The following is a 2,021-nucleotide window of genomic DNA, read 5'->3' on the forward strand; positions in this document are numbered from 1 at the left end:
CAGCCAGTGATACCCCTACTGGTGCAAATAATACCGTTAGCGGCACAATACAAAGAAAGCCAAATAGATTGACCAAGCCAAATGTACCAGCTGGAGCATCGCTTGGTGTACTACCCAAAGTCAGCATAGTTAGCGTAGCTGGTAACGAAATAATTAACCCAAAATCTGCAGGGTCCCCACGAATTTAGGCCACATTTCGTGTCATTGACACTACTTGAGCCGTTATTTTGAGATGAGATTTGGTAAAACATTTTGCATCAAGCCTTAGTGACTTATCCTGAATGGCTCGCCCGGCAACAAATTGAAATGACAATACTCGCTTTTTGGAAGTTGTATTGACTTGATATCGCATATGTACGTTTGATTGTATAACTGACAGACCTATAAGCAATAACATCAGGCTAGCTACGGTTGCTAGTAGAATTAGAATTTTTAACCTACGAAGCAATCGGCTTTGACTCTGCTCAAAACCTAAGCCGAACGCACTGCTTTGTATATCCCTAAACTCTTCTTCAATCTGCATACGTGTTCGGTATATAGAGACCGCTTGTTTGCCTAAGCGTCTCGTCATTTTTAATGATGTGCTTAGTAGCCATGGACCCCTTGCTCCCTTAGCATATTTCTTTACATTCTGTGATTGTCGAGCTTTACCGTATCGATTTAAATCTTTTCTACCTTGGAGTTTTTGCTTGTCAATAATAAAGCGACAATCGAGTGGGTTAGTACGATTTATTGCACCGCTTCTTGCCTTTGGTTTAGGTTTAGCTTGTCGATAAAATCGCGCAATACTTTGCCAAGTTTTACCATCATTTAATGTATAAAAATTAGGATGACGAGTTCTACCTAGAAAGTCCCATCCTAAAGCAGCAATCTGTCTAAACCACGGAGTTTTAAAACCAGCATCGGTGACAACAATTGGTTTAACCCTATCACCTAGTTTAGCCTTCAATCGAGATAAAAAAGAGTATGAGTAGTGCGTTTTCTTTGGTCTTAATATCATGAACCTCCTCATATAAAGTGACAGAGCGCCCATCGAAAGGTAACGATGCTCTTATTAAAAAATGACGTTTGTATTCATCGAGATCTGACCAATCGACTAATATAATGGGGCAAAAAGAGCGAGAGCAAAATAGCCCACAAATCGCACTATAAATACCGTCGCTTTCGTTCAATAAGTTATTATTGGAACACATTATATCAGCGCGCTTTATAGAGTGCTTATCTGTTGTGTTTGATTCAATACCCCGTCCAATGGACGTGACTGTTAAAGCATTGCTTTGCAATAAGCTGTTTATACAACAAATTAATGCACTGCGACGTGCTTTATGCATTTTGGGAGTGACAAGACTGTATAGTCTTGTTCACAAAACGATTCACATTCATGGCATGACCTTATTGGTGATGTTTGGCGGTAGATCTGATCACCCCATGCGTAGATGTTCCCTTTCTTTTTTATTTTTTACTTATCTTACTGACTTATATGAATTATTCGTGGGGATACTTCAGAACCTGACCCCGCAGGCTCTTGCAGCACCCCAATTATGTTGATAAATACTTCATCAAGATACCAAGTATCACCTAATCGTCCACGGTTCTTTTTAGACGTTTGTAATATTTTTGACTGAATTTCTGACACCAGTTTCTAATGGTTTTGTAACTGACGGTAATGTCTTTTGTTGCCAGCAATTCTTTTATGTCACGAAGGCAGAGCGTAAATCTATGATAAAGCCACACAACGTGACTGATAATTTGGGGTGAATAGCGATATCCGGCATAAATATTGGTTTTTTTTATACCCTGATTATTGCACGTTTCTGAGTTCAATTTTTACTTGACAGTACAATATTTAAGCATAAAATCTTTATGCTTTTTTAAGTTAAGTTAAGTTAAGTTAAGTTAGTCAAGGTTAGGGTTATTTAATTTAGGTATGGTTTTTTTAGTGAAATTCATATGTGTTATTATGGGATCCTTGCTAAATTATTAGTATGTATATAATTAGATAATCTACAACTTTCTTATCA

At 37.8% G+C, this 2,021-nt stretch carries 2 protein-coding genes and 1 pseudogene; all 3 read right to left on the minus strand.

The window, feature by feature from the left end:
- A pseudogene (locus QZ562_RS21165) lies at positions 1 to 160 on the minus strand (sulfite exporter TauE/SafE family protein); the annotation flags it as partial.
- 24 nt (positions 161 to 184) lie between these two features.
- Positions 185 to 1,000 (minus strand): IS4 family transposase, encoded by an 816-nt coding sequence (locus QZ562_RS21170; RefSeq protein WP_293764735.1) that lies wholly within the window; start codon positions 998 to 1,000, stop codon positions 185 to 187.
- A 468-nt stretch (positions 1,001 to 1,468) separates the two neighbouring features.
- The gene (locus tag QZ562_RS21175; protein WP_293764738.1) at positions 1,469 to 1,636 is read right to left on the minus strand and encodes a hypothetical protein; all 168 of its coding nucleotides are present in this window, start codon (positions 1,634 to 1,636) and stop codon (positions 1,469 to 1,471) included.
- Positions 1,637 to 2,021 lie beyond the last annotated feature (385 nt).

The sequence above is a fragment of the uncultured Paraglaciecola sp. genome, assembly GCF_913058035.1.
Taxonomy (GTDB): Bacteria; Pseudomonadota; Gammaproteobacteria; order Enterobacterales; family Alteromonadaceae; genus Paraglaciecola.